General features: G+C 60.7%; 20 protein-coding genes. 16 read left to right on the forward strand and 4 right to left on the reverse strand.

Annotated features, from left to right (window positions below):
• The first annotated feature begins 2 nt into the window (after positions 1-2).
• The 5 genes from rpoH (at position 3) to AC13DJ_RS12870 (ending at position 5,070) form a co-directional block, all read left to right on the forward strand.
• Entirely contained in the window at positions 3-863 is an 861-nt protein-coding gene (gene rpoH / locus AC13DJ_RS12850) for an RNA polymerase sigma factor RpoH (RefSeq protein WP_058342077.1), read from the forward strand.
• Between the two features lie 252 nt (positions 864-1,115).
• Positions 1,116-2,027, forward strand: coding sequence for an NAD(P)-dependent oxidoreductase (locus tag AC13DJ_RS12855; RefSeq protein ID WP_289102641.1), 912 nt, complete (start codon positions 1,116-1,118; stop codon positions 2,025-2,027).
• A gap of 10 nt (positions 2,028-2,037) precedes the next feature.
• Complete coding sequence (hyi, locus tag AC13DJ_RS12860; RefSeq protein ID WP_482933276.1) at positions 2,038-2,817, forward strand: hydroxypyruvate isomerase; 780 nt, start codon at positions 2,038-2,040, stop codon at positions 2,815-2,817.
• Positions 2,818-2,921: 104 nt separating this feature from the next.
• Positions 2,922-3,602, forward strand: a complete 681-nt coding sequence (locus AC13DJ_RS12865; protein ID WP_022988601.1) for a winged helix-turn-helix domain-containing protein — start codon at positions 2,922-2,924, stop codon at positions 3,600-3,602.
• Positions 3,589-5,070 (forward strand): HAMP domain-containing sensor histidine kinase, encoded by a 1,482-nt coding sequence (locus AC13DJ_RS12870; RefSeq protein ID WP_482933277.1) that lies wholly within the window; start codon positions 3,589-3,591, stop codon positions 5,068-5,070. Before AC13DJ_RS12865 ends, AC13DJ_RS12870 begins: the two co-directional genes overlap by 14 nt.
• 4 nt (positions 5,071-5,074) lie before the next feature.
• Here the strand turns inward: AC13DJ_RS12870 and AC13DJ_RS12875 are convergent, their stop codons facing one another.
• Both AC13DJ_RS12875 and greB read right to left on the reverse strand, forming a co-directional pair.
• The gene (locus AC13DJ_RS12875; RefSeq protein ID WP_482933278.1) at positions 5,075-5,356 is read right to left on the reverse strand and encodes a hypothetical protein; all 282 of its coding nucleotides are present in this window, start codon (positions 5,354-5,356) and stop codon (positions 5,075-5,077) included.
• A gap of 248 nt (positions 5,357-5,604) precedes the next feature.
• Entirely contained in the window at positions 5,605-6,081 is a 477-nt protein-coding gene (gene greB / locus AC13DJ_RS12880; protein ID WP_288370674.1) for a transcription elongation factor GreB, read from the reverse strand.
• A 220-nt stretch (positions 6,082-6,301) separates the two neighbouring features.
• Between greB and AC13DJ_RS12885 the strand changes: the two genes are divergently transcribed.
• The gene (locus AC13DJ_RS12885) at positions 6,302-6,775 is read left to right on the forward strand and encodes a hypothetical protein (RefSeq protein ID WP_353890250.1); all 474 of its coding nucleotides are present in this window, start codon (positions 6,302-6,304) and stop codon (positions 6,773-6,775) included.
• Between the two features lie 3 nt (positions 6,776-6,778).
• Here AC13DJ_RS12885 and AC13DJ_RS12890 read toward each other — a convergent pair whose 3' ends face one another.
• Positions 6,779-7,087, reverse strand: coding sequence for a site-specific integrase (locus tag AC13DJ_RS12890; RefSeq protein ID WP_022988596.1), 309 nt, complete (start codon positions 7,085-7,087; stop codon positions 6,779-6,781).
• 146 nt (positions 7,088-7,233) lie between these two features.
• A complete protein-coding gene (locus AC13DJ_RS12895; RefSeq protein ID WP_022988595.1) occupies positions 7,234-7,494 on the reverse strand; it encodes an acyl-CoA-binding protein in 261 nt (86 codons plus the stop codon).
• A 271-nt stretch (positions 7,495-7,765) separates the two neighbouring features.
• Here AC13DJ_RS12895 and tssB point away from each other — a divergent pair, with 271 nt between their 5' ends.
• The 10 genes from tssB to tssH all read left to right on the forward strand — a co-directional run bounded on the left by tssB (position 7,766) and on the right by tssH (position 19,872).
• Positions 7,766-8,263 (forward strand): type VI secretion system contractile sheath small subunit, encoded by a 498-nt coding sequence (gene tssB / locus AC13DJ_RS12900; protein WP_199456173.1) that lies wholly within the window; start codon positions 7,766-7,768, stop codon positions 8,261-8,263.
• A 61-nt stretch (positions 8,264-8,324) separates the two neighbouring features.
• A complete protein-coding gene (gene tssC, locus AC13DJ_RS12905) occupies positions 8,325-9,806 on the forward strand; it encodes a type VI secretion system contractile sheath large subunit (RefSeq protein WP_289102647.1) in 1,482 nt (493 codons plus the stop codon).
• A gap of 3 nt (positions 9,807-9,809) precedes the next feature.
• Positions 9,810-10,247, forward strand: a complete 438-nt coding sequence (tssE, locus tag AC13DJ_RS12910; RefSeq protein WP_232901848.1) for a type VI secretion system baseplate subunit TssE — start codon at positions 9,810-9,812, stop codon at positions 10,245-10,247.
• Between the two features lie 343 nt (positions 10,248-10,590).
• Positions 10,591-12,363 carry a type VI secretion system baseplate subunit TssF gene (gene tssF / locus AC13DJ_RS12915; protein ID WP_473802237.1) on the forward strand — a complete coding sequence of 591 codons (1,773 nt, stop codon included), beginning with the start codon at positions 10,591-10,593 and terminating at the stop codon, positions 12,361-12,363.
• Positions 12,327-13,343, forward strand: a complete 1,017-nt coding sequence (tssG, locus tag AC13DJ_RS12920; protein ID WP_199456176.1) for a type VI secretion system baseplate subunit TssG — start codon at positions 12,327-12,329, stop codon at positions 13,341-13,343. The genes tssF and tssG overlap by 37 nt, the downstream gene beginning before the upstream one ends.
• Positions 13,344-13,360: 17 nt before the next feature.
• Positions 13,361-14,536 carry a type VI secretion system-associated FHA domain protein TagH gene (gene tagH / locus AC13DJ_RS12925; RefSeq protein ID WP_199456177.1) on the forward strand — a complete coding sequence of 392 codons (1,176 nt, stop codon included), beginning with the start codon at positions 13,361-13,363 and terminating at the stop codon, positions 14,534-14,536.
• A complete protein-coding gene (tssJ, locus tag AC13DJ_RS12930) occupies positions 14,536-15,069 on the forward strand; it encodes a type VI secretion system lipoprotein TssJ (protein ID WP_022988588.1) in 534 nt (177 codons plus the stop codon). Before tagH ends, tssJ begins: the two co-directional genes overlap by 1 nt.
• Positions 15,069-16,403 (forward strand): type VI secretion system baseplate subunit TssK, encoded by a 1,335-nt coding sequence (gene tssK / locus AC13DJ_RS12935; RefSeq protein ID WP_474540591.1) that lies wholly within the window; start codon positions 15,069-15,071, stop codon positions 16,401-16,403. Before tssJ ends, tssK begins: the two co-directional genes overlap by 1 nt.
• Positions 16,404-16,406: 3 nt before the next feature.
• Positions 16,407-17,228, forward strand: coding sequence for a type IVB secretion system protein IcmH/DotU (gene icmH / locus AC13DJ_RS12940; RefSeq protein ID WP_474540592.1), 822 nt, complete (start codon positions 16,407-16,409; stop codon positions 17,226-17,228).
• Entirely contained in the window at positions 17,194-19,872 is a 2,679-nt protein-coding gene (tssH, locus tag AC13DJ_RS12945; RefSeq protein ID WP_482933279.1) for a type VI secretion system ATPase TssH, read from the forward strand. Before icmH ends, tssH begins: the two co-directional genes overlap by 35 nt.
• Positions 19,873-19,940: the final 68 nt, after the last annotated feature.

The raw sequence follows: 19,940 nt of genomic DNA on the forward strand, positions 1-19,940 counted from the left end.
GCATGGGTACGAGTTTACAGCTGGTTGACAGACTGGTTCCGGGCGCGAATCTCGAGTCTTACATTCAGGCTGCGAGTCGCATTCCGGTTCTCTCAGTGGACGAGGAGCGAGAGCTGGCAGAACGGCTTCACTACCATGGCGATGTGGAAGCCGCCCGTCATCTGGTGCTCTCCCACCTGCGCTTTGTGATTCATATCGCCCGCAGTTATTCAGGCTATGGCCTGGCTCAGGCTGACCTGATCCAGGAAGGTAACGTGGGCCTGATGAAGGCGGTCAAGCGCTTCAACCCGGAGTATGGCGTGCGGCTGGTGTCGTTCGCGGTGCACTGGATCAAGGCAGAGATCCATGAGTTCATTCTGCGCAACTGGCGCATTGTGAAGGTGGCCACCACCAAGGCCCAGCGCAAGCTGTTCTTCAATCTGCGCAGCCAGAAGAAGAAGCTGGCGTGGCTGAACCACGATGAGCTTCAGGCGGTCGCGAAGGACCTGGGGGTAGAGCCCAGGGTGGTGCGCGAGATGGAAGGTCGTCTGGCATCCCAGGATACCGCGTTCGACGGTCCGATGGATGACGATGAAGACAGTGCCTACCAGGCGCCGGCGTATTATCTTGAAGATCGCCGCAGTGATCCGGCGGTGCAGCTGGAGAATGCCGACTGGTCAGAGGACTCCAACGGCCGGTTGATGCAGGCGATGGAGAACCTGGATGAGCGCAGCCAGGATATTCTTCGCGAGCGCTGGCTGACCGAGAGCAAGTCGACGTTGCATGAGCTGGCGGACAAGTATGGTGTGTCTGCGGAGCGGATTCGGCAGCTTGAGAAGAATGCGATGAAGAAGATCAAGTTGCAGATGGCCGAGGTTGCCTGAAGCTGATCATTGGCCCTTGGGGTTTGAAAACGCCACCACCGTTCGCGGTTGGTGGCGTTTTTGTTTGTATAATCCGTCCACTGACAGTTACCTGAGAATTGGGGGCGGAAGCGCTTGGGAGGGCCTTTCCAAAAACCGCTCCTTGCGGCACACCCCTGTGGCGCTTCTGCTCCGCCATCCATGGCTCCGCAAATTTTTGGAAAGGCCCTCCCAAGCGCTTCGTCAATCTCCGTGCGTGTAGGAAGAACAAAGATGACTCAAAAGAACCTTCGAATTGCCTTTCTCGGTATTGGCCTGATGGGCGCGCCGATGACCCGTAACCTGCTGGATGCAGGCTTTCCGATGACCCTGTGGAACCGGACAGCCAGCAAGTGTGAGCCATTCCGGGAGGAGGCTACGATTGCGGCGACGCCGGCCGAGGCGGTGGCGGACGCGGATTTGGTGATCACTATGCTGGAGAACGGGCAGGTGGTTGAGGATGTGCTGGTGCATCAGGGCGCGATCGGGGCGTTGAAGGCGGGGGCGCTGGTGGTTGATATGAGTTCGGTGCAGCCGTCGCTGGCCCGTGAGTTGGCGGGGCTGGTTGGCGAGCGTGGGGCCGGGTTTGTGGATGCGCCGGTTTCCGGGGGTACGGTGGGGGCTGCGGAGGCTCGGTTGAGTATTATGGCCGGGGGGTCGGAGGCGGATGTTGAGCGGGCGTTGCCGGTGTTCGGGGCGTTGGGCAAGTGTACCCGGATCGGGCCGGTGGGGGCCGGGCAGTTGGCGAAGCTGGCGAATCAGGCGATTGTGGGGATTACCATTGGTGCGGTGTCTGAAGCTTTGTTGCTGGCGACTAAGGGTGGCGCGGATCCTGCGGCGGTGCGGGAGGCGTTGCTGGGTGGCTTTGCCGGTAGCCGGATTCTGGAGTTGCACGGGCAGCGGATGATTGACCGGGACTTTGCCCCCGGGGCGCCGGCGCGGATTCAGTTGAAGGATATGCGGATGATTCTGGACGAGGCGCGGGCCGAGGGGCTGACGTTGCCGTTGGCGCAGCAGACTCACAACGAATATTTGTCGCTGGTGGCCAATGGCCACAGCGACGTGGACCACAGCGGTTTGTTGCTGGAGCTGGAGCATCTGAACGGGGCCTTGCTGGGCTCGCTGGGCCGTGGGCCAAAAGACTGAGGAGGCGCTGATGCCACGTTTTGCCGCGAATTTGTCCATGTTGTTTACCGAGGTGCCGTTTCTCGAGCGTTTTGAGCGTGCTGCAGCTTCGGGTTTCAGGGCGGTGGAGTACCTGTTTCCCTACGAGTGGCCGGCGGAGGAGCTGGCGCAGCGGTTGCAGGCTAGCGGGCTGACCCAGGTGCTGTTCAACCTGCCGCCGGGGGACTGGCAGGCGGGGGAGCGGGGAATTGCCTGTTTGCCGGATCGCGTTGAGGAGTTCCGGGCCGGGGTGGAGCAGGGCATTGCCTATGCCAGGGTGCTGGGTAACACCCGGCTCAATTGCCTGGCCGGGCTCAAGCCGGCGGAGCTTTCAGAGGAGGAGGCCTGGAGCACGCTGGTTGCAAATGTTCAGTATGCGGCGGACCGCTTTGCCGAGGCGGGGCTGACACTGTGCCTGGAGGCGATCAATTCCCGGGTGGATATGCCCGGCTTCCTGCTGGATACCACCGGCAAGGTGATGGAGCTGATTGAAGCGGTGGATGCCGATAACGTGCGCCTGCAATACGACATCTACCACATGCAGGTCATGGAGGGAGATCTGGTTCGCTCCATGGAGTGCCTGCTGCCCTGGATTGCCCATATTCAGTTTGCCGATAATCCGGGGCGGAACGAGCCCGGTACCGGCGAGATTAACTTTTCGAATGTTTTCGCTGCCCTCGACAGGATGGGCTACGCTGGCTGGGTCAGTGCCGAGTACCGGCCCTCAGGTACTACCGAGGCGTCTCTGGGCTGGTTCCGGCCCGGTTGTTGACCGTCGTCATAGGCGACACCCTCTTACAAGATCGTAACTGGCCGGGTTCCGGTGTTATTCGTAACCTTGTAAGCAACCAAATCCGCTATCAGGAGGAGTCACCGGTGAAAGCGCTGGTAATCGAAGACGATCAGGATGTAGCAAGTTACCTGGTGAAGGGGCTGAAGGAGTCTGACTTCGTGGTGGATCATGCGGCCGACGGCAAGGAAGGCATGATGATGGCGGCCAGTGAAGAATACGACATCATGATTGTCGACCGCATGCTGCCAGGTATGGACGGGCTGTCGATCATCAAGACCGTTCGGGCCACCGGCAACCAGACCCCGGTGTTGATTCTCAGTGCCCTGGGTGATGTGGACGACCGGGTGGAAGGCCTGCGTGGCGGGGGCGATGATTACCTCACCAAGCCGTTCTCGTTCACTGAACTGTTGGCCCGGATCGAGTCGCTGATCCGCCGTAACCGGCAGGCGGCTGAAACCGAAACTGTGCTGAAGGTAGCAGACCTGGAAATGGACCTGTTGGCCCGTACCGTGAAGCGCGCCGGCCATAATATCGATGTCCAGCCCCGGGAATTCCGCTTGCTGGAATATCTGATGCGCAACGCGGGCCAGGTGGTTACCCGGACCATGTTGCTGGAAAAAGTCTGGGACTATCACTTTGACCCCCAGACCAACGTAATCGACGTGCACATCAGCCGTCTGCGCGCCAAGATCGACAAGGAATTCGACACACCCTTGCTGCAGACAGTTCGGGGTGCGGGATACATGCTGCGTGAAACTGCTTAGTCAGCTCAGAACGTCATCGTTCCAACTGGCACTGCTTTATATGGTGGTGTTTGCCACCTCTGTATTCCTGCTCCTGGCATTCATTTACTGGCGCACTGCCGGCTTTATGACCGCCCAGACCGACGAGACCATCGAGGCGGAAATCGCCGGTCTGGCGGAACAGTATCGCGGGCGTGGCGTGACCGGGCTCATTACCATCATCCGTGAGCGTGTCGCCCGGGATCCGAACGCCAAGTCCATCTACCTGCTGACCACCGATGACTTCCTGAAACTGGCCGGAAATATTGAAACCTGGCCGGAAGGCAGTCGTTCTTCCGACAGTGGCTGGATCAACTTTACCCTGAACCCGACCGTGGGCTGGCAGGGGCCGGAACGCCTGGCCCGCGCCCGTATCTTTGATGTCCAGGGTGGCCTGCGCCTGCTGGTCGGCCGGGATGTGGATGAGCTGACCAGCCTGAAACGGGTGATCGAGACCGCCATCAACTGGGGCATGGGTATCACCCTGGCCCTGGCCCTGCTGGGTGGTTTTCTGATGAGCCGAAGTACCACGCGGCGCATTGAAGTAATCAACAACACCTCGCGACGGATCATGAACGGGCACTTGTCGTTGCGGATACCCACCCGGGGTACCGAAGACGACTTTGACCAGCTGGCCGAAAACCTGAACCAGATGCTCGACCGGATTGTTTACCTGATGGAAGGTATCCGGCATGTATCGGACAGCATCGCCCACGACCTTCGCACCCCGCTGACCCGCCTGCGTAACCAGCTGGAAAACACCCTGATTGCTGTGGATAACGACGAGGCCCGTGAACAGGTAGGCCGGGCGGTTGCGGAAGCCGATCAACTGCTGGCGACTTTCAACGCCCTGCTGCGGATTGCCCGGCTGGAAACCCGGGGTAATTCCGCCGATATGAAGGTGGTGTCGCTGGATGAGCTGGTCAGTGATGCCTGCGAGCTTTATGAAGCCCTGGCGGAAGACAAGGAGCAGACCTTTACCCAGGAGATGGCCTCCGGGGTGATGATTGAAGGTGATCGCGACCTGTTGTTCCAGATGGTCAGCAACCTGATTGATAACGCCATCAAGTACACTCCCGAGCATGGCGGTATCGTGGTGGCGGTGCGGCGGGAAGGTGCTGCGGCGGTGTTTGAAGTGCGGGATTCCGGTATCGGCATTCCGGGCGACGAGAAAGACCAGGTGTTCCAGCGTTTCTACCGGGTCGGCAAGAGCCGGTCATTGCCGGGTAATGGTTTGGGGCTGAGCCTGGTCAGTGCGGTGGCCGAGATCCACCAGGGCCAGATTCTGCTCAGCGACACCCATCCGGGCGAGGAGCCGCCGGGGCTTACGGTCAGTGTGCACATGCCGGCCTTCACCGGCGTGCGAAAGCGGATCAAGGCTACCTCGGTGGAGCCTGCAGCGGATTCCGCTGATGAACGAACGTCAACGGCGGAACCCGGCAAAGCCTGACTGCTTACTGGCTCGCGCGGAACCGGTTTACCCGGCTGAGTACCGGCCCGATAACGATCTCGGCCCGGCTTTCGACGGTCTGTACCAGCTGGTCAAACTGGGCGCGACGACGGTCAACCCTGGCCTGCAGGCTGTCCCATTCCCCTTCCAGGTGCTTCTGTTCTGCCATCACAAAGGCGGCAATATTGTGCCGGTTGAGCTTGCTGGTAATGCCCATGTCGTCCAGGCGGAAGCCCAGGGTATCAATGCCTTCCAGTGCCAGGTTCAGCAGCTTCTTGGTATTCATCGGTGTGTCTCCGTTAACAGGGAAATCGGATCAATTACCTGCAAACTAATGGCGGGCGCTAGAGTGTTCAACCTAATTTCCGGCCGGAGCCAAGGGCGTGATGTCTTGCCAAAAGGTAATTCCGTGGCCACAGGCAGGTAATGAGAGGTGAGGATAATGGGTACTGTAGATGCGGAGGCGGGTGACCCGTTGCCTGCCTCCCCCTCCAGCACAGCGCTAGCCTTAACCCCGTTACCCGCGGGGTTTTTTTATGGCTGCTGGTAACAGATTCGATCGATTTCCCACAGCTTGGTCGACTCCGGGGTTCTCACCCTGATTTCGTCGCCTTCGCTTTTGCCGAGGCAGGCTTTGACCACCGGCGCATGCACCGAGACGTAGTTGTTTTTGCCGTAGATCTCGTCCGGTCCGACAATCCGGAAGGTGAGTTCGTTGTCGTCCTCGTCAACCAGGGTTACCCAGGCGCCAAAGAAGGCCTTGCCCTCCTGCACCGGGCTGTACTCCACCACCCGCAGTTTCGACAGCCGGTTTCTCAGGAATCGCACCCGCCGGTCGATTTCGCGTAATCGCTTCTTGTTGTACTGGTAATCCGCGTTCTCTGAACGATCGCCCAGGCTGGCCGCCCACTGTACCTTCCTGGTCACTTCCGGGCGTTCCTTGCGCCACAGGTCGTCCAGTTCCTGCTGCAATTCGGCATAGCCTTCCGGGGTAATAACGTTGGTATCCATAAGGCCTTCAAAGGTCAGGTGAAAGAGTTTGCCCATTCATATCGCCGGGGCGGATCCGGGTCAACTGCTGAATGGCCTGCAGGGACACGTGAAGGTGGTCACACTTTGACCAGTCTTGCCGGAAAACTCCCAGGGTTGGCGATAAACTGAACAGACTAAGTGTGCGCAGGGCGTCATCAGTGATGTGCCGCACCGGATAGCCAGGATTCAGGAAGATACCATGAGCAGCAACAGACAGAGCACAGAGCAACCGTGGCTAAGGCCGCCCCTTGTGGCGGGTATGGTGCTGGCTATTACGGTGCTGGCTATTACGGTGCTGGTGCCGGCTGTGGTGCAGGCGCAGAGTGCGGAGTCTGCTTTCGAACCTGAGCAGCGTTCAACCATTGACACCATCCCGTTCCGGGCCATCGAAGAGGAAGCCCTGGCGAACACGGTGATCGAGGGTGGCCTGGAGGCGCCGGCAGCCGGTGTGCCGGTGCAGGCAGGAAAAGATGATGACTTCTACCTGGACCCGCTGGCGTTTCAGCCCAGGGACGACCGGACTGACCTGGGCCGCTCGGAAATTCCCGTGGATATCCGTTTCAGCAATCCGAAGGTGATTCCCGGCCAGACCCACAGCAACAACTATGTGATCCGGCCACCGGAGAACCGCACCTACGACACCTTCAATCTCAACATGACCGAGCGCCGGTAGCCGTCAGGCCGCCGATTCCAGCGCCACCGGTTTGCCCAGCACATCCCGGTAGAAAAATGTCAGTGCCTGGGTAGCCTGGTTCAGCCGGGCCCGGGACAACTGCATCTTGTCACTCAGATACGCCAGAAACTGCCTTTGCTCTTCTTCGGCAAGGTTGTCGGGGTCGGTCAGATCGTGAAACAGCACAAAGCGGCTGATCCAGTGCAGGTAGGTTTGTTCGGCACGTTGATTGAGCTGGTGTTTGCGAATGGCCGCCTGAACTTCGTCGACCATGCCGGGCCGTGACTGCTCCAGCGCCTGGGTAATATTCATGTTACGCACTCTTCCGGAAAGCTTGTTGTTGTTATGGTGCGCGCATCATATGACAAACGTTTGAATGGTGCAAAAAAGACCTGCAGCCACCGGGCGAGGGGCTGTCTGCCCGGAGCAGGGCGCTCCGGGCCCAGGGCTCGCCTCGGTTACTTCAGGGCTTCCAGCTTGTCGATATACTTCTGCATGGCTTCGTCGCTGGAGGTGCCTTTGACCTTTTCCCAGGCGTCGTACTTGGCACGGCCAACAAAGTCCATCATGCCCGGGCGCTTGCCGGAAACATCGCCTTCGGTGGCTTGCTTGTACAGGGCGTAGAACTCCAGCTTCAGTTCGTTGGAGGGTTTGAAGTCGCCTTCGGCGGACTGGATGTAGTTTACCGCGTCATCGAATTTCGCTTTCAGGTCACTCATGGTCTGGCTCCTTGGTTTTAATGGTTTTTTCCTCTGAGGGTGGGCCGAGTATAGCCCTGGTGTGAATCGCCGTCATTGACTGAAAGCGCGTTATGGCGGGCGGCAGGGCAATCTGGCAAAAGTTTGCCCGACTGCACATTTCAGGTCATTTCTCGCCAGCGCCTGCTTGAGAACAGCGGATCATCTGTGTACAGTTTGCGCCGTTGCCTGCCAGGATGGCCGGCTTCAGGGATTGAACGACACTGCAAATGAATTGCACAGGGAGCACGCCATGTCTGCCAAAGACGGTTCTGTCGCGCCTAAAGAGCGCATCAATATCAAGTATGTCCCCGCCACCGGCGACCAGCAGGCTGAAACCGAGCTGCCGCTGAAAATGTTCGTGGTTGGCGATTTCAAGGGCCATGCTGAAGAAACCCCCATCGAAGACCGCAAGGCCATTTCCGTTGACAAGAACAACTTCCGTTCGGTCATGAAGGAAGCGGGCCTGACCCTCTCCACCACCGTTTCCAACAAGCTCGAAGACAATGCCGACGACCTGCCGGTGAACCTGGACTTCCAGGGCCTGGACGACTTTTCTCCGGACAGCATCGCCCGCCAGGTGCCCGAGCTGAAAAAGCTGATCGAACTGCGCGAAGCCCTGGTTGCCCTCAAGGGCCCACTGGGTAACGTACCGGCCTTCCGCTCCAAGCTGCAGGAACTGCTGGACAACGACAGCGCCCGGGAAAAACTGCTGGCGGAGCTTGAACTGGCCACCGACGGCGGCGAGTAAGCGCACCACCGGAACCCGGTAACCAACACCGATTATCAATCACGTACTGAAGGGATGTGGTATGTCTGATACTGCTGTGCAGCAATCTGCTGCCTCCGAATCCGTAGCACAAGGGTCCTTGCTGGACCAGGTTATGGCCAACAGCCGCATGGCACCGGCCGACGAAGGTTACGATGTTGCCCGCAAAGGGGTGGCCACGTTTATCGCCAACCTGCTGAAAAGCGACGAAAAAGGCCAGCCGGTCAACAAGGCCCTGGTGGACCAGATGGTGGTGGAGCTGGATCGCAAGATCAGCGCCCAGATGGATGAAATCCTGCACGCACCCAAGCTGCAGGAACTGGAATCGTCCTGGCGCGGCCTGAAGCTGATGGTCGACCGCACCGAATTCCGCGAGAACATCAAAGTCGACATCCTGCATGCCACCAAGCAGGAGTTGCTGGAAGACTTCGAGTTTGCACCGGACGTTACCCAGACCGGCTTCTACAAGCACATCTATGCGGCCGAATACGGCCAGTTCGGTGGTGAGCCGGTGGGTGCCATTGTCGGCAACTACGCCTTCAGCCCGTCTACTCCCGATATGAAGCTGCTGCAGTACGTGTCGTCCGTGGGCGCCATGTCCCACGCGCCCTTCCTGTCCTCGGTGGCGCCGTCGTTCTTTGGCGTCGACAGCTACCAGGAACTGCCGGCGATCAAGGAACTGAGCGCCGTTTTCGAAGGCCCGAAGTACGCCAAGTGGCGCTCCCTGCGGGAATCCGAAGACGCCCGTTACCTGGGCCTGACCGCACCGCGCTTCCTGCTGCGGGTGCCCTATGACCCCACCGAGAACCCGGTGCGCAGCTTCAACTACAAGGAAGAAGTGTCCGGCGACCACGAGCACTACCTGTGGGGCAACACTGCGTACCTGCTGGCTACCCGACTGACCGAAAGCTTCGCCAAGTACCGCTGGTGCCCGAACATCATCGGCCCGCAAAGCGGTGGTGCGGTGGAAGACCTGCCGGTGCACACCTTCGAATCCTTCGGCCAGCTGGAAGCCAAGATCCCGACCGAAGTGCTGATCACCGACCGCCGCGAATACGAACTGGCGGAAGAAGGCTTCATCGCCCTGACCATGCGCAAAGGCAGCGACAACGCGGCGTTCTTCTCCGCCAACTCGGTACAGAAGCCCAAGCAGTTCCCGAACACCAAGGAAGGCAAGGAAGCGGAAACCAACTACAAGTTGGGCACGCAGCTGCCGTACATGATGATCGTGAACCGCCTGGCCCACTACATCAAGGTACTGCAGCGCGAGCAGATCGGTTCCTGGAAGGAGCGCCAGGACCTGGAGCGGGAACTGAACACCTGGATTCGCCAGTACGTGGCCGACCAGGAAAACCCGCCGGCAGATGTTCGCAGCCGCCGTCCGCTGCGCGCCGCCCACGTGGAAGTCTCCGATGTGGAAGGCGATCCGGGCTGGTACCAGGTCTCCCTGGCCGTGCGCCCGCACTTCAAGTACATGGGTGCCAACTTCGAACTGTCGCTGGTTGGCCGCCTGGACAAGGATTAATCCGTGTTCGGCGACACCGGTACTGACGGCGTTCGCAATACCGGCAGCCTGTTTGAACGGCTCGAACAGGCTGCTGCCCCCCAGGGGCAGGGAATGGGTGAAGTGACCCATGTGGTGGAATCCATCAAGCGCCACCTGGTGCGCCTGCTGAACGCCCATCCGGGCAACAGCGCCAGCGTACCGGATCTCGGGTTGCTGGATTTCAACGATGCCACCCTGGGTACGCTGGATCTGAGTATCCAGATTCGGGGGGCGATTCGTCAGTGCATCGAGAAGTTTGAGCCGCGGGTCAAGCGGGTGGATGTGGTGGCCTTGCCGCCGGGGCCGGACCCGTTGCAGTTGAAGTTTCAGGTGACGGTTTACCTGCAGGTTGCCGGGAGTGACGACCGGACCACCATTGACCTGGTCCTCGATGATAAGCGCTATTACCGGGTTATCTGAGTCGGGGCCTGCTTGGTACTGGGGCAGACATTGGAGTTCGGAGGGGGCGGGGATGCTTTTCTGCCGGGAAAAAACAACTCGCTTCGCTCAGACATCTTTTTTCCCGGCAGAAAAGCATCCCCGCCCCCTCCGGCAAACCTGAGTGTTTGCGGTCCGGGTGACTTTGACGGCAAGTATGAGAGACGGGGTGTGGGTAGCCTTTCCAAAAGTGTGCGGAGCCATGGATGGCGGAGCTCAAGCGTCCCACGGACGGGCTTGAAGCGTCTTTTGGAAGGCCTACCCTCATCCTGGCTCGGAGCCAGACAGGCCGAAGTAAGGGTGCAGTAACAAGGTGCAGTAAACAATGAAGTTGAACAGGTTCTACAGGGATGAGTTGAGCTTTCTGCGGTTGCAGGGCAGGGAATTTGCCGAGGCGCATCCGCAGCTTACCCGCTTTTTGTCCGAACAAAGCACCGACCCGGATGTGGAGCGGTTGCTGGAAGGCTTTGCCTTTCTGACCGGCAAATTGCGGGAGAAGGTTGAGGACGAGTTTCCTGAGCTGACCCATTCGCTGCTGAACATGCTCTGGCCGAATTATCTGCGGCCGGTGCCCAGCTGCACCATTATGCGCTTTGACCCGCAACTGCACGCCATCAGTGAGCGGCAAACCGTTGAGCGTCATACCGAAATCAAGAGCCGGCCCTTGGGCGAGGCCAGCCGTCAGACTCAGTGCCGGTTCCGGACTTGCCGGGCTGTGGATATCTTTCCGGTCAGTGTGGCGGAGGCCCATGCCGAGCATTCCCGGGAAGTGTCTTCGGTCACCGTCGACCTGGCCCTGCATACGGACCAGCCGTTGAACGCTCTGGGGCTGGATAGTCTGCGGTTCTATCTGGGCGGCGATAACCACACCGCTGAAACCCTGTACCTGTGGCTGAACCATTACCTCAGCCGTATGGAGCTGGTGGTGGGCGAGAACGTCTACAACCTGCCGTCGTCGCTGTTGCAGCCGGTGGGTTTTGCGGCGGATGAGGCGATTTTGCCGTATCCGAAGAATGCCTATGCCGGGTACCGCATTATCCAGGAGTACCTGAGCTTTCCGGAGGCCTTCCGGTTTGTGGATATCGGCGGGCTGAAGTCCCGTTTGCCGGCGGTGCAGGCGGATGAGATCAGTCTGCGTTTTCATTTCAGGCGGATTCTGCCACCGGATGCCCGGGTTACCCGGGATTCCATGCAGCTGTACTGCACGCCGGCGGTGAATCTGTTCAGCCACGAAGGGGAGCCGGTGGATTTGAACGGCCGGCAGACCGAGTACCGTATTTCGCCCTCCAGCCGCTGCCCGGAGCATTTTGAAGTGTTCAGTATCGAGCAGGTGGAAGGCTGGCTGGAAGGGCGTTCCGGGCGCGGTGAGCCCAGGCTGTATACCGCGTTCGAGAGTTTCCAGCACGAGGTGGAGCGGGACCGTGGCCGTACCGCGCTGTATTACCGGGTGCGTACCCGGGAGAGCGTTCGGGGAGATGGCTTTGATCACTACATTTCGTTTGTCCGGGGTGACGAGTCGGAATGTATGAACCGGCAGGAAGCGGTGTCGCTGACATTGATCTGTACCAACCGGCAGCTGCCCCAGCAACTGGCGGTGGGGGAGATCTGCATGGCCACCGAGACCACGCCGGCGTTTGCCTCGTTCAGCAACATTACCCGGCCCACGGCCACGCTGCGGCCAACATTGGATGGTAGCCTGTTGTGGACGCTGATTTCCAATCTGTCCCTGAACTACCTGTCCATGCTGGATGTGGATGCCCTGCGCACGGTGCTGCGGGTGTACGACTTCCGTGCCCTGGTCGACCGGCAGGCGGAACGGGTTTCCCAGAAGCGGTTGGCGGGCATCAGCGAGATTGCCACCCAGCCGGTGGACCGCATGGTGCGCGGCTTGCCGGTGCGGGGCATTCGTTCGGTGCTGAAGCTGGATCAGCAGAATTTCGGCAGCGAGGGCGATCTGTACCTGTTCGGCACGGTACTGAGTCAGTTCTTTGCGCTTTACGCGAGCATTAATGCCTTTCACCAGCTGGAAGTGGTGAATACAGACAACCAGGAACGGTACACATGGACGTTACAGCAAGGTCAGCAGCCGCTGATGTAGCCGGGCTGGAACCTGTCCTCGGCAACGCGCGGCGTTACAGTTTTTTCCAGCTGGTGGACCTGATTCACCGGCACCACGGCGACGACCTGGAAAACTCCGGCAACGGCGAGCCCCGGCAGGAGCGTATCCGGTTCTCGGCCTCGGCCGGTCTGGGCTTTCCGGGCAGTGATGTGGTTTCGGCCCTGTCGCCGGAACATGAACACGCGCCTTACCAGATGGAAGTGAGCTTTCTCGGCCTGCATGGCTCCCAGTCGCCACTGCCCGGGTACTACCTGGAGGACCTGGCCTGGGAAGCGGGCCAGGATCTGGGGGTGCGCCGGCACTTCCTGGATTTTTTCAATCACCGGCTGGTGACCCTGTTTCACCGGGCCTGGCGCAAGTACCGGTATTACGTGCGGTTTCAGCCGGGTGCCAGCGACGGCTTTTCCGAACTGGTGTTTGCCCTGGTGGGGCTGGGTGACAGCCGTCTGCGGGAAGCCACGCCGGTCAACTGGTCCAAGATGCTGGCCTACGCCGGCCAGATGGCGGGCCGCAGCCGGTCGCCGGAAGTGGTCAGCGGCATTGTCGCACATTGTTTCGACCTGGAAGACGTCAGCATCGAACAGTGGGTGTTGCGTAAGGTGGCCATCGGGCCAGACCAGCAAACACGGCTGGGTCAGGCCAATGCCAGCCTGGGCCAGGACACCCTGGTGGGCTCCAGCATCCGGGACCGCAGCGGCAAGTTTATCCTGCGCCTGCGCAACCTGAGCCGGCGCCGCTTTGCGGATTTCCTGCCCAACGGCCGTGACCATGAGCGGCTGGTGAAGCTGGTGGAATTCACCACCCGGGAGCAGCTGGCCTACGACCTGGAACTGCAGATGCGGCCCAAGGATATCCGGCCCATGCAGCTGGGCGAGGATGTGCGCCTCGGCTGGAATTCATTTGTAACACCGGAGCGGGCCCGTGAACGCCCGGCGGTGCGCATCCAGATACGACGATAAGGCAAGGAGCCAGACAGGTGTCAAACCGGACAGCAGCATTAACCCTGGTGATCATCAACCCGACCGAAACCGGCGGTGGTGCCAGCATTGAACACAAATTCAGTACCGGTGGCGGCTCTATCGGCACGGCCGCCAACGATACCTGGCGGTTGTCGCCCCATCGCACCGGCGCTGTAGCCGGCCATGCCGAGGTTCGTTACCTGGATGGCGGCTTCTGCTTGATCGACCGTAGCGGCCGAACCTACATCAACAGCAGCAGCCAGCCTGTTGGCCGGGGCCGCAGGGCGCGGCTGAACCATGGTGACACACTCACCATTGGCCGGTACCGGATGCGGGCAGAGCTCAATGGCGAGGCGGCCGTTAACAGCGGGATGGAAGAAGACGCCGGCCAGCATAGACAACTGGTGGATGTAGCCGAAGGCTCGTTGTTGCGGTCGGAATCCGGCCAGGCGCTGCCGGATGGCCGCGAGCCTCTTGAGGGACTGCACACCCCGGCGGGGGAGCCGATCAGCGAAGACCCGCTGGCTCCCTGGCCAAACACACAGGAGCGACAGGGCATGTCAGAGTCCACGGAACAGAGTCGGGAAGCCAAAGACACCAGCCGGCAACACATCAGCGGTGCCCCCCTGATGCGCGGTATGGAAGCCGAGATTGACTTTGCCGACAGCGATGAAATGCGCCTGTTTCTGGAAGAGGCCGGCCAGACCCTGAAAGCCACGGTCGAAGGCCTGCTGGCCCTGCATCAGGGTGAAGATTCGCGGCACCGGGCCCTGCGCACCCGCCTGCAGCCGATTGAAGACAACCCGTTGCGCCTGGGTGACGACTACACCTGCACCATGCAGACCCTGTTTGCCGCCGAGCGCAGCCCGGTGCACTTGTCTGCCCCGGCTGCAGTTCGGGAAAGCCTGGAGAGCCTGAACCATCATCAGCAGGCCACCCGTGAAGCCATTCGGGAAGCCCTGGAAGCGATTCTTTATGCCTTCTCACCGGAGGCCCTGTTGCGCCGGTTCCACGGTTACCGCCGTGGCCTGCAAGACAACGAAGACGAAGGCCGCTGGGCCTGGAACATGTACCAACACTATTACCGCGAACTCAGATCCAGTCGTCAGCAGGGTTTCGAGCGCCTCTTCCAGGAGGTGTTCGACCAGGCTTATGACCAGCATCTGCGCCAACTACAGAGGGAGAATGTTTGATGAAGTACTGCAAATGGAGCTTGCTGGCGGTTGTTATGTTGATGGTGGGGTGCAGCACCCCGTACAACGCGGTGACCAAGACCGCCAAGGTGCTGTGGGATCCCGACATTCCCGTGGGCTATCCGGAAGACCTGCCCAGCCGCGTGGACCTGACCATGCTGGCGGAACCGAATGTAAACCCGAACGAATCCCTGGCGCCCACACCCATCGCGTTCCAGATCATCGAGTTGCGGGACAGCTCGCTGCTGATGGCCGGTGATTTCGACCAGCTGCTGACCGACCTGGAAGATTCCCTGGGCCGCAACTATGTGGACCACAGCGATTACACCCTGGTGCCGGGCCAGTTCAAGTTTGTGGAGCCGTTCGAAATCAGCAAGGACACCCGGTTTATCGCTGTGATTGCTTTCTATGCCTACCCCAACCTGTCCCAGTGGAAAAAGGTGGTCAGGGTGGACCCCATTGGCGGCCGCTACCACCTGTTGGTCAACCTGCGCGAGCGGGAAGTAAAACTGACACGTTCGGATGAAAGCTGATGGCAGTCACCAACCGAGTGGTCTGGAGTGACGGGCTGTTCATCAAGCCCCAGCATTTCCAGCAGCAACAAAGATACCTGGAGCACCAGATTAACGAGCGGGCGCTGGCGGTGTCTGACCACCTGTATGGCTTCAGCGACCTGGAACTGAACGCCGAGTACCTGAGCTTTGGCCGGGTCGGGCTGGTGCGGGCCTGCGGGCTGTTTCCAGACGGCACCCGGTTCAACCTGCCCCAGGACGACGTAATGCCGGAGCCCCTGGAAATCACCGATGCCTCGGTGGCCAACCAGGTGGTGTTCCTGGCACTGCCCCTGGGCAGCGATACCCTGGCAGAAGTGGAATGGCCGGATGCCCCGGTCGCCGGCCGGTTCCGGGCACAAACTGTAGAGATCCGCGACCTGCATTCGGTGGATGGCGACGCCCACAGCATCGATGTGGGCCGGGTGGCGCCGCGATTGATGCTGGAGCGGGAAGACCGCAGTGCCTACGCCAGCCTTGCCGTTGGCCGGATCCTGGAAAAGCGCCCGGATGGCAGCCTGGTGATGGATCCGAACTTCCTGCCCACCATGCTCAGTGTGCGTTCTGCACCCCGGCTTCAGCGGTTTGTCGGAGAGATGGCCGGGCTGATGCAGGAGCGGGCCCGCAACATCGCCGAGCGAGTGGGTGCGCCGGGGCAGGGTGGTGTGGCGGATGTGTCGGACTTCATGTTGTTGCAGATGCTGAACCGTGCCCACCCCCGGTTTATGCACCTGGCCCGGCTGCGCCAGTTGCATCCGGAGCGGCTGTATGAGGTGTTGCTGGAGCTCTGCGGCGAGCTGGTGACCTTCACCGACGAAAGCCGGTTGCCAAGGGAGTTCACCCCTTACGACCACGACCTGCCAGTGGCGTGTTTCAGCCCGCTGATGCAGATTCTGCGGCAGGCCCTGAGTACCGTTCTGGAGCCGCGTGCCTTGTCGATCGCCCTGCAGCAGCGCCAGTACGGCCTGACAGTGGCCCCGGTCCAGGATGGCCAGCTGATCATGGATGCCGAGTTCATCCTGGCGGTGAAGGCCGACATGCCGCTTGACGACCTGCGCAAACAGTTTGTGCAGCAGTGCAAGGTGGCCTCGGTGGAGAAAATCCGCGATCTCATCAGCTTGCAGCTGCCCGGCATTCCGCTGTCCGCCTTGCCGGTGGCACCGCGCCAGCTGCCGTATCACGCCGGTTTCGTGTACTTCCGGCTGGACGACCAGAGCCAGGCCTGGCAGATGCTCGACAACGCCAGCGGCTTTGCCTTCCACGTGGCCGGCAGTTACCCGGGGCTGGAAATGCAATTCTGGGCAATCAGGAGCTAAATCATGACAGATGCACCGGTAATGGACAGACCGCGCAGCACCAGGGATTCGGGTGATCGTGCATTCAGTGACCTTCTGTTTGCCGACAACGACAGCCCGGGTTCCCGCAATGACTTTGCCAACAGCGGATTCCAGCTGCGAGGGCAGGAAGAAAACCGCCTGATCGACGCGGCGACACCTCTCCTGGGGCTGGTTATCCGGGTTCGCCGGCTGGCGGATTTCCGGGATGTGGAAAGCCTGTACCAGCAGGTAACCGACGAAGTGGCGGCCATCGACCGTGAACTGGTGGAGCAGGGCTACGAACGCCCCACGGTGGTGGCATACCGCTATGTGCTGTGCGCATTTATTGATGAAGCGGTGCTGGGCACCGACTGGGGCGCCCACAGTGTGTGGTCACAACACTCCCTGTTGTCCCGTTTCCACAACGAAACCTGGGGTGGTGAGAAGGTGTTCGCCATCCTGGCCCGGATGGAAAAAGAGCCGGAACGCTACCGGGACATGCTGGGTTTCATCTACCTGTGCCTGTGTCTGGGTTTTGAGGGCCGTTACAAGGTGATGGAAAACGGCCGCGATGAATACGAGAAGATTGTCCGGGGCCTGTACGAACAGCTGCGGGAACTGCGCGGTGACCGGGAACCCCGGCCGCTGACCGATGCCTTGGCAAACCTGGCCCCTGCCCGTAACCGGTTGCGCACCGGGTTGCCCGCCTGGCTGATCGGGGGGTTGTTTGTGGCGGCCATATCCGGGATTTATCACCTGTACAACATTGCGCTGAACGAACGCATCAGGGATGTGCTCAGCGTACTGGACCAACTACCGAAATAAGGACATCACTGTGATTCGGGTAGAACTGCCGGCGCTGATCGGGCGCCTCAACGACATTTCACGCCAGGCGCTGGAAGCCTCCGCTGCCCTGTGCATCAGCCGTCAGGGCGCCGAGATTACCCCGGCGCACCTGCTGTTCAAGCTGCTGGAAACACCGTTTTCTGACGTCCGCCAGATCCTGGAACACACAGGCATCAACCACCAGCAACTGCAGCCGCTGGTGGGCGACAGCCTGAACGGTGAGCCCCAGACTGCCGAGCCGTATCCCTCGTTCTCGCCGCTGCTGGTGGAGCTGCTACAGGATGCCTGGCTGCTGGCCTCTACCGAACTGGGCCACACCGAACTGCGCTCCGGCGCGGTGTTCCTGGCCCTGCTGATGAACTCCGACCGCTACCTGATGCCCCGGGTGGCCCAGGCCCTGGTGGACATCAACCGGGAACAGCTGCGCAAGCAGTTTGACCGGCTAACCGAAGGCTCCGTTGAGCGCCCGCAACTGACCGAAAACGGCGCGGCCAGGCCTCTGGCGGATACCGATATGGACCCGCTCAAGCGCTACGCCACCGACTTCACCAAGCTGGCCCGGGAAGAAAAGCTGGACCCGGTGGTATGCCGCGATGCCGAGATCGACCAGATGATCGACATCCTCTGCCGCCGCCGCAAGAACAACCCCATCGTGGTGGGCGACGCCGGCGTGGGCAAAAGCGCCCTGGTGGAAGGCCTGGCCCTGCGCATCGTGAATGGTGACGTGCCGGACCGATTGAAAAAGGTTGAACTCTGGACCCTGGACATGGGGGCTTTGCAGGCCGGGGCTTCCGTTAAAGGCGAGTTCGAGAAGCGCCTGAAAGGCGTGATCGAAGCCGTGAAAGGTTCGGTTACGCCAATCATCCTGTTCATCGACGAAGCCCACACCCTCATTGGCGCCGGCAACAGCGAAGGCGGCTCCGACGCTGCCAACCTGCTGAAGCCAGCCCTGGCCCGCGGCGAGCTGCGTACCATCGCTGCCACTACCTGGCGCGAGTACAAGAAATACTTCGAAAAAGACCCGGCCCTGAGCCGCCGCTTTCAACCAGTCGCCCTGGACGAGCCGACCCCGGGCGAAGCCGTCCACATCCTCCGTGGCCTGCGCACCGTCTACGAAAAAGCCCACCAGGTACTGGTCGCCGACAGCGCCCTGAAAGCCGCCTCGGAAATGTCTGCCCGCTACCTGGCCGGCCGCCAACTGCCGGACAAAGCCATCGACGTGCTGGACACCGCCTGCGCCCGGGTCAGCCTGAACCTGAGCACTCCGCCACGGCGCCTGAGCCACGTGCGCAGTGAGCTGCACCAGCTGGCCATGGAGCAGGACCTGCTGAGCCGGGAACACACCCTGGGCCAGAACGTCGACAGCGAGAGGGAACAGGAACTTGAGCAATGCATTGCCGACCTGACCGCCGAATCCGAAGCCCTGGAGCATAGCTGGAACGACCAGCGCGAACTGGTAGCCCGACTGGTCGAAATCCGCGAACAGCTGCTGACCGGTGAACAGCCTGGGGCAGAAGCGGATCAAAACGCTGCTGATCTGGAAACTGAAGAGCGCCCGGACCTGAAAAGCGAAGCCGCCGCCATCGAACAGGAACTGGCCGAGCTGCAAGCTGATGAACCCCTGGTCCATGCCCGCGTGGACGCTCGCCAGGTCGCCGAAGTCATCGCCGACTGGACCGGCATCCCGGTCAACCGCATGACCACCGACGAACTGCAAAAAATCACCCACTTGCCGGCCTACCTGCAGGCCCACATCAAAGGCCAGGACACCGCCATAGACTGCCTGCACCAGCACCTGCTCACTGCCCGCGCCGACCTGCGCCGGCCGGGCCGCCCCATGGGCGCCTTCCTGCTGGTGGGCCCCAGCGGCGTGGGCAAAACCGAAACCGTAGTGCAACTGTCCGAACTGCTCTACGGCGGCCGCCAGTTCCTCACCACCATCAACATGTCCGAATACCAGGAGAAGCACACCGTCTCCCGCCTGATCGGCTCACCCCCAGGCTACGTCGGATTCGGCGAAGGCGGCATCCTCACCGAAGCCATCCGCCAGAAGCCTTATTCCGTGGTGCTGCTCGACGAAGTCGAAAAAGCCCACCCGGAAGTCCTCAACCTGTTCTACCAGGCCTTCGACAAAGGCGAACTGGCGGACGGCGAAGGCCGGTTGATCGACTGCAAAAACGTCGTCTTTTTCCTCACCTCCAACCTCGGCTACCAGACCATCGTCAACCACGCCGAAGCACCGGAAAAGATCGAAGAAGCCCTGTACCCGGAACTGGCCAACTTCTTCAAACCCGCGTTGCTGGCCAGAATGGAAGTGGTGCCCTACCTGCCGCTGGGCGAAGACACCCTCAACCGCATAGTCGGCGACAAACTCCAGCGCCTGGCCGACCAGATCAAAGCCCGCTACCACACCGACGTGGAACTGGAAGACGGCCTGGTAGAAGCCATCCGCAGCCGCGCCACCCGAAGTGAAAACGGTGCAAGGATGCTGGAGTCGATCATCGAAGGCGAACTGTTACCGCCGGTGTCGTTGGCGCTGCTGGAGAAGCTGGCGGCCAGGGAGCCGGTGACCAAGGTCACTCTGGCTGTGAGCGACAACAAGTTCACAGGCGTTGTTGCCTGACGTTTAAATCGAACGGAGCGTAGCCTGCGGGGTGGCTTTCCAAAACCCTGCGGAGCCATGGATGGCGG

The sequence above is a fragment of the Marinobacter sp. L-46 genome (genome assembly GCF_056859535.1).

Excerpts from the sequence above, each read along its gene's own strand:
- rpoH (WP_058342077.1), top strand. The coding sequence starts at position 3 with ATGGGTACGAGTTTACAGCTGGTTGACAGACTGGTTCCGGGCGCGAAT.
- AC13DJ_RS12855 (WP_289102641.1), top strand. The coding sequence starts at position 1,116 with ATGACTCAAAAGAACCTTCGAATTGCCTTTCTCGGTATTGGCCTGATG.
- hyi (WP_482933276.1), top strand. The coding sequence starts at position 2,038 with ATGCCACGTTTTGCCGCGAATTTGTCCATGTTGTTTACCGAGGTGCCG.
- AC13DJ_RS12875 (WP_482933278.1), bottom strand. The coding sequence starts at position 5,356 with ATGAATACCAAGAAGCTGCTGAACCTGGCACTGGAAGGCATTGATACC.
- greB (WP_288370674.1), bottom strand. The coding sequence starts at position 6,081 with ATGGATACCAACGTTATTACCCCGGAAGGCTATGCCGAATTGCAGCAG.
- AC13DJ_RS12885 (WP_353890250.1), top strand. The coding sequence starts at position 6,302 with ATGAGCAGCAACAGACAGAGCACAGAGCAACCGTGGCTAAGGCCGCCC.
- AC13DJ_RS12890 (WP_022988596.1), bottom strand. The coding sequence starts at position 7,087 with ATGAATATTACCCAGGCGCTGGAGCAGTCACGGCCCGGCATGGTCGAC.
- AC13DJ_RS12895 (WP_022988595.1), bottom strand. The coding sequence starts at position 7,494 with ATGAGTGACCTGAAAGCGAAATTCGATGACGCGGTAAACTACATCCAG.
- tssB (WP_199456173.1), top strand. The coding sequence starts at position 7,766 with ATGTCTGCCAAAGACGGTTCTGTCGCGCCTAAAGAGCGCATCAATATC.
- tssC (WP_289102647.1), top strand. The coding sequence starts at position 8,325 with ATGTCTGATACTGCTGTGCAGCAATCTGCTGCCTCCGAATCCGTAGCA.
- tssF (WP_473802237.1), top strand. The coding sequence starts at position 10,591 with ATGAAGTTGAACAGGTTCTACAGGGATGAGTTGAGCTTTCTGCGGTTG.
- tssG (WP_199456176.1), top strand. The coding sequence starts at position 12,327 with ATGGACGTTACAGCAAGGTCAGCAGCCGCTGATGTAGCCGGGCTGGAA.
- tssJ (WP_022988588.1), top strand. The coding sequence starts at position 14,536 with ATGAAGTACTGCAAATGGAGCTTGCTGGCGGTTGTTATGTTGATGGTG.
- tssK (WP_474540591.1), top strand. The coding sequence starts at position 15,069 with ATGGCAGTCACCAACCGAGTGGTCTGGAGTGACGGGCTGTTCATCAAG.
- icmH (WP_474540592.1), top strand. The coding sequence starts at position 16,407 with ATGACAGATGCACCGGTAATGGACAGACCGCGCAGCACCAGGGATTCG.
- tssH (WP_482933279.1), top strand. The coding sequence starts at position 17,194 with ATGTGCTCAGCGTACTGGACCAACTACCGAAATAAGGACATCACTGTG.